Below are 6,774 nucleotides of genomic sequence, written 5' to 3'. Positions count from 1 at the left end.
TATTATACAATCATACCTTATTTTTTCATAAATTACCAGAAAATTAATAGAAACTTAAGAAATTAACTATACAAATGTAGCATATATTAAATATAGTGTTGGAATACAAGAGAATATCGGGGAATAAAACAAAAAATACGTCCGTTAGGGCGTATTTTTTGTTTTATTCTTGCAATGTCAGTAATTAAATTATATTAGTTATTATTATTTAATAGATAAGTGTAATATTTATGATTTTGCCGTCAAAAGATCTTAGTTAAAGTTAAGACAAATAATCAAGAATATTCATTCATTAACTTGCCTGTACTTGTGCATTTACTAACTAAATTCAAATATGCTTGCGTGTGGCAGTATCGTGGAAGCAGAAATAATCAGGATGGTGTCTTGATTCGGTATATTCGAATTGAACACCATTAGCATTATAGGTCTGACTTGTTACTACTGCAAGAACATGGTAATCCGTAAGATCGAGATACTCCTCATCGATCTCAGTAGACTTTTGAACTTTAATCTGTCGTTTGCTGGTTACAATATGCATATGAAGTGTGTTCTCGATATAATCGTAAATGGAGTGCCTGCAGATTTCTTCTGTTAGACCTGGTACCTCGGATTTTAGAAATATATTAATATCAAAAATTAACGGAGTATCGTCAAGGTAGCGGACTCTTTGTATATAGTAAATTTCACTTCCAAGAGGAAAACCTGTCTTTTGGGCGATTCTATTATCTGTATGTATTTCTGCAAATTGAATGACTTTGGTAAAAGGAATCTTATGATTGCGGATGGCAGATTCATGAAAGGACTCTATTCCTCCGATGGTAAAAGCGGTTTGAGGAGTTGGCTGATATATAACACGGACACCTTTTCCATGTTGGGACTGTACATAACCAGCTTCAGCTAGAAGTGCAATGGCACGACGTACCGTGTTACGTGAACAACTATAGATATCCACAAGTGTATTTTCAGAAGGAAGCAAATCCTGAAAAGTATATTCCTCTTTTTCAATTTTTTCTTTTAAGTCTTTATAAATAGTTTCAAATTTTGCTTTTGGCATAATGTACTCCTTATTTATTACGTTTGCTTCTGGCAATTAGAATAGCCGAATAAAGATGTGTCTATCATTATAGAAGAGGATAAAACGAAGTGCAAGGTGAAAAAATAAAAATTTTTTAAAAAAGGTATTTACTTGTTTAAACAAGTGTGGTATAAATTAATTGCCAACTTGTTTAAACAAGATGAAATAATGAGAGATGAAAGGTGATAATTTATGGGTAAGTATGTGGCGGATGCGAAAGAACTGCTACGCCTTGTTGGCGGAAAAGAAAATATTGCAGCAGTTTCACATTGCATGACAAGAATGCGTTTTGTATTGAATGACCCACAAAAGGCAGACATTAAGAAAATTGAAGCTATGAAAGTTGTAAAGGGAAGCTTCACTCAGTCAGGACAGTTTCAGGTAATCATCGGAAATACAGTTGCTGACTTTTATAATGACTTTGTTGCTGAGGCAGGCATTGAAGGAGTATCAAAGGATATGGTAAAGAAGGCTGCTAAGCAGAATCAGAACATATTCCAGAGAATGCTGACAGCAATTGCAGAGATTTTTGCACCATTAATTCCAGCTATTATTGTAGGTGGTCTAATTCTTGGTTTTAGAAACTGTATTGATAGTCTCTATCTTTTTGATAACGGAACAAAGACATTATGTGATTTAAGCCAATTTTGGGCTGGAGTTGACCATTTCCTTTGGTTAATTGGTGAAGCAGTATTCCATGTAGGAATTCCAGTGGGAATCTGCTGGTCTGTGGCAAAGAAAATGGGAACGACAGAGATGCTTGGAATTGTACTAGGTCTTACGCTAGTATCTGGACAGCTTCTAAATGCATACTCTGTAGGATCAACAGCAGCTGCTGATATCCCTGTTTGGAACTTTGGATTTACACAAGTTAACATGATTGGTTATCAGGCTCAAGTAATTCCAGCTATTTTAGCAGCTTTCGCTTTGGCGTATTTGGAAAAATTCTTCCGTAAGATTACACCACAAGCTATTTCAATGATTGTTGTTCCATTTTTTAGTTTGTTACTTGCAGTTATGGCAGCACACTTTATCTTAGGACCTATTGGTTGGAAAATCGGTTCAGCTATTTCAAGTGTTGTTTATTCAGGAATTACAGGATCTGCACGTGTTATCTTTGGTGCTATTTTTGGATTTATCTATGCTCCACTTGTAATTACAGGTTTACACCATATGACAAATGCTATCGATCTTCAGCTAATTGCAGATTTTGGCGGTACTATGTTATGGCCTATGATTGCACTTTCTAATATTGCACAAGGTTCTGCAGTACTTGGTATGATTTATCTTCAAAAAAAGAACGCAAGAGCGCAGGAAGTAAATGTTCCATCTACTATATCTTGTTATCTTGGTGTAACAGAACCAGCAATGTTCGGGGTTAACTTAAAATATGTATTTCCATTCTTCTGTGGAATGATTGGATCTGGTTTGGCAGCAATCGTTTGTGTGGCTACAAATACAACAGCAAACGCAATTGGTGTAGGAGGACTTCCAGGAATTCTTTCTATTCAACCAAAATACATGTTAAGCTTTGCGATTTGTATGTTAATCGCAGTTGCAGTTCCATTTTTATTAACTGTAATTGTTGGAAAGAAAAAATTAGTTGCTGAAGATTTAGAAGGAGTATCAACAGATAGAACAACTTCCGAAACTGAAACTTATGAAAAAGTTGCAAAAAAAGCACTAGCAGAATGGACTGCTGTTGCAGATGGAAAAACGATTACACTTGCAGAAGTAAAAGACGGTGTATTTTCTGAAGGTGTTATGGGAGATGGACTTGCAATTCTGCCAACAGGTGATACGGTATATGCACCGGCAGAAGGAACGATATCTGTAACTATGGACAAATCGAAACATGCTTGTGGGCTAACACTTGAAAATGGAATGGAAGTTCTAATTCATGTTGGAATCGATACTGTTAATATGAATGGAGAAGGATTTACTTATCTTATTAGCGAAGGACAGAAGGTACAGGCAGGAGAACCATTACTTAAGTTCGATAGTAAGAAGATAAAAAAGGCTGGATATTCAGACGCTATCATTTGTATTGCAACAGAAGAAGGCAGTGCGAAGAATATTCAGTATAAAACAGGGCAACAAGTAGTTGCAGGTAAAACAGTAATTGCTACTTTCTCATAATAAGGTAGAAAAGAGGTACTATGTCAGGTTTTAGTAATAAAGTAATATATCAGATTTATCCAAAATCATTCATGGATTCCGATGGAGATGGCTTTGGAGATTTAAAAGGTGTAACAAAAAAGTTGGATTATCTGGCGTATCTCGGAGTGGATTATCTATGGTTAACACCATTCTTTGTTTCACCACAGAGAGATAATGGATATGATGTTGAGGATTATTATAACATTGACCCACGTTTTGGAACTATGGAAGATGTAGAAAATCTAATTGCAGAGGCCAAAAAGCATGGAATGGGTGTGATGTTTGATATGGTATTCAATCATACATCTACTGCCCATGAGTGGTTTCAGAAGGCGCTTCAAGGAGATAAGGAATATCAGGATTTCTATTATTTCGTAGATGGGACTGAAGACAAGATACCAACAAACTGGATTTCCAAATTCGGTGGTCCAGCATGGAAATATGTACCCGATTTAAAAAAGTGGTATCTACATCTATTTGACGAGACACAGGCAGATTTAAACTGGGAGAATGAAAAAGTTCGTGAAGAACTAAAAAAAGTAATCCATTTCTGGAAGGATAAGGGAGTGGAAGGTTTCCGATTTGATGTAGTCAATTTGATTTCGAAGCCAGAAGTGTTTGAGGATGATATGATAGGCGACGGAAGAAGATTCTATACAGATGGCCGTCATGTACATGAATTCCTGAAAGAACTGGTTGCAGATACACAGATGGAATCTATGGTAACAGTAGGTGAGATGTCATCTACCACACTGGAAAACTGCATTCGATATTCAAATCCTGAGGAAAAGGAATTATCCATGTGCTTTAATTTCCATCATTTGAAGATTGACTACAAAGGTGGAGATAAATGGGAAGTTATGGACCCAGATATACGTCAGTTAAACGATCTGATGAAGCATTGGCAGGAAGGAATGCAAAAGGCAAATGGCTGGAATGCTGTATTCTGGTGTAACCATGATCAACCACGTATCGTATCACGTCTAGGTGATGAACATAAATACTGGAAAGAATCTGCCAAAATGCTTGCAACAAGTATTCATATGATGCGTGGAACACCATATGTTTATCAGGGTGAAGAAATTGGGATGACAAATGCGGGCTATTCTAATATTGAGGAATACAAAGATGTAGAGAGCCTAAATTATTATGAAATTATGCTTGACCAAGGTAAAACTAAAGAAGAAGCATTAAAGATTGTAGGATTACGTTCAAGGGATAATGGTCGAACACCAATGCAATGGACAGATGGTGAAAATGCAGGATTTAGTCAAGGAACACCATGGATCGGAGTGAACCATAACAGTCAGTGTATCAACGTAGAAAGTCAGCTAGGAGATAAGGATTCTATTCTTGAGTATTATAGAAGACTTATTGCACTACGAAAGGAAAAGGCTGTGATAGCAGATGGAAGCATTTCATTCCTAGAAGAATCGGCTGCAGAAGTTATGGCGTATACGAGAACACTCGGTGATGAAGAATTAGTAGTATTCGCTAATTATTCCGATAGAGAAGTGGTACTAAACACAAATATTCCAGAGAATTCTTATCTATTGCTGTTAGACAGTTATACAGATGAAACATCCATAATAAATAGATATCAGGAAGGCTGTCTAGTTCTTAGACCTTACGAAAGTCAGGTTTGGGAAAAAGTAGTAAGAAACTAGTAGGAGACGTAAGCTCAATTTTATCTATAATATAATATGAGACTAGATTCAAAAGATTGAATGAACTGACCCCAATAAGTTAGACCTAATAATAATCTAACTTATTGGAGGTCATTTTTTTATGTATAATGATTAGGTTTAGCCTAAATTAAGACAGTGAATAGGAGGATTTAGTCAGCCTTGCATATCTCGAATTAGGTTTACCATTTCAATAGCGCCAACGGCACAGTCGAAGCCTTTGTTACCAGCTTTGGTGCCAGCTCGTTCAATCGCTTGTTCAATATTTTCGGTAGTTAACACACCGAACATGACTGGAATATCACTGTTTAGGGATACCTGTGCAATACCTTTGGATACTTCGCTGCATACATAGTCATAGTGGGTAGTGCTACCACGAATCACGGCACCAAGACAGATGATGGCGTCGTATTTCCCGCTTTTCGCCATTTTGGAAGCAATGAGGGGAATTTCAAATGCGCCAGGAACCCATGCAATATCAATGTTGTCCTCGCTGACCTCATGACGCTTCAGTCCATCAAGAGCACCACCTAACAGCTTGCTTGTAATAAATTCATTAAAACGTGCGGCAACAATGCCAATCCGAACTTCCTCGGCTATAAGTTTTCCTTCAAAAGTTTTCATTATCGTAATCTCCTTTTTACTTAATAATTTAAGATATGGCCCATTTTTTTCTGTTTGGTCTTCAGATAGTATAAATCATGCTCAGTAGCTTCCATTTGGATAGAAACACGCTCGGTGATTTCTATGCCGAAACCGGAAAGCTGATAAACCTTGTCGGGATTATTGGTGAGAAGGCGCAATGTCTTTGCACCAAGATCACGAAGAATCTGTGCCCCAATGTAATATTCCCGCATATCTCCTGGAAAACCAAGAGCAAGATTCGCTTCCAGAGTATCCATGCCCTGATCCTGAAGTGCATAGGCGCGTAGTTTATTAATCAGACCAATTCCGCGACCTTCCTGTCGCATGTAAAGCAGGATACCCCGGCCTTCCTTTTCAATTTGTGTCATAGCTGCCGCAAACTGTTGGCCGCAGTCACAGCGAGTAGAGCCGAATGCATCCCCAGTTAGACACTCGGAATGAACACGACATAACAGGTTTTCTCCATTTCCAATCTCACCCTTGACCAATGCCACATGATGTTCTTTGTTAATCTTACTGATGTATCCGTAAGCCTTGAAATCACCATACTTTGTAGGTAAAGAGGTACAGGTTACCTGTTCTACAAGCTTCTCATTTCTTTTGCGGTATTCCTGCAGGGATTTAATCGTAATCATTTTAAGACCCCATTTTTGTGATAACTCCATCAGCTTCGGCGTACGCATCATGGTTCCGTCCTCTTGCATAATTTCGCAGCAAAGGCCGCATTCCTTTAAACCCGCCAAACGCATCAAATCCACTGTGGCTTCGGTGTGTCCATTTCGCTCCAGTACGCCGTTTTTCTTTGCGCAAAGCGGGAACATATGACCGGGGCGGCGAAAATCCTCCGGTTTGGCATCGTCTGCGACACATTTTATGGCGGTAATACTTCGTTCTACTGCCGAAATACCAGTAGTGGTATCCACATGGTCAACGGATACCGTGAAAGCTGTTTCATGGTTATCTGTGTTGTCGTTTACCATTTGGGGAAATTTCAATTTTTGGCAAAGCTCTGAGCTCATAGGCATACAAATCAAGCCTTTCCCATGAACCGCCATAAAATTTATGTTCTCAGTGGTGGCATACTCAGCGGCACAGATAAAGTCGCCTTCGTTTTCTCTTTCCTCATCGTCTGTAACCAGAATAATTTTTCCAAGGCGAAGATCTTCCAATGCCTCTTCAATCCTGCTAAATTGAAACATTTTACTTCCT

5 protein-coding genes are annotated in these 6,774 nt (G+C 38.1%); 2 read left to right on the top strand and 3 right to left on the bottom strand.

What is annotated here, in order from left to right:
- Positions 1–328 precede the first annotated feature (328 nt).
- Positions 329–1,054 (bottom strand): trehalose operon repressor, encoded by a 726-nt coding sequence (gene treR / locus ACW2QF_RS01955; RefSeq protein ID WP_455714311.1) that lies wholly within the window; start codon positions 1,052–1,054, stop codon positions 329–331.
- 213 nt (positions 1,055–1,267) lie between these two features.
- On the opposite strand from treR, the gene treP reads away from it, so the two are divergent.
- Positions 1,268–3,214, top strand: a complete 1,947-nt coding sequence (treP, locus tag ACW2QF_RS01950; protein WP_455714310.1) for a PTS system trehalose-specific EIIBC component — start codon at positions 1,268–1,270, stop codon at positions 3,212–3,214.
- 20 nt (positions 3,215–3,234) lie between these two features.
- Positions 3,235–4,902, top strand: a complete 1,668-nt coding sequence (gene treC, locus ACW2QF_RS01945; protein ID WP_455714309.1) for an alpha,alpha-phosphotrehalase — start codon at positions 3,235–3,237, stop codon at positions 4,900–4,902.
- A 174-nt stretch (positions 4,903–5,076) separates the two neighbouring features.
- Here the strand turns inward: treC and ribH are convergent, their stop codons facing one another.
- Positions 5,077–5,544: a 6,7-dimethyl-8-ribityllumazine synthase gene (gene ribH, locus ACW2QF_RS01940; RefSeq protein WP_455714308.1), complete on the bottom strand. Its 468-nt coding sequence runs from the start codon at positions 5,542–5,544 to the stop codon at positions 5,077–5,079.
- Positions 5,545–5,564: 20 nt separating this feature from the next.
- On the bottom strand, positions 5,565–6,764 hold the full coding sequence (locus tag ACW2QF_RS01935; RefSeq protein ID WP_455714307.1) for a bifunctional 3,4-dihydroxy-2-butanone-4-phosphate synthase/GTP cyclohydrolase II: 1,200 nt from the start codon (positions 6,762–6,764) through the stop codon (positions 5,565–5,567).
- Positions 6,765–6,774 lie beyond the last annotated feature (10 nt).

Source organism: Anaerosporobacter sp., from assembly GCF_965301125.1.
Note: the sequence above shows the minus strand (reverse complement) of the source record. Positions and strands in the feature narration are given on the sequence as shown.

Bases quoted from the DNA above. Each gene is read 5' to 3' on its own strand.
- ribH (WP_455714308.1), bottom strand. From the start codon at position 5,544: ATGAAAACTTTTGAAGGAAAACTTATAGCCGAGGAAGTTCGGATTGGC.
- ACW2QF_RS01935 (WP_455714307.1), bottom strand. From the start codon at position 6,764: ATGTTTCAATTTAGCAGGATTGAAGAGGCATTGGAAGATCTTCGCCTT.
- treR (WP_455714311.1), bottom strand. From the start codon at position 1,054: ATGCCAAAAGCAAAATTTGAAACTATTTATAAAGACTTAAAAGAAAAA.
- treC (WP_455714309.1), top strand. From the start codon at position 3,235: ATGTCAGGTTTTAGTAATAAAGTAATATATCAGATTTATCCAAAATCA.
- treP (WP_455714310.1), top strand. From the start codon at position 1,268: ATGGGTAAGTATGTGGCGGATGCGAAAGAACTGCTACGCCTTGTTGGC.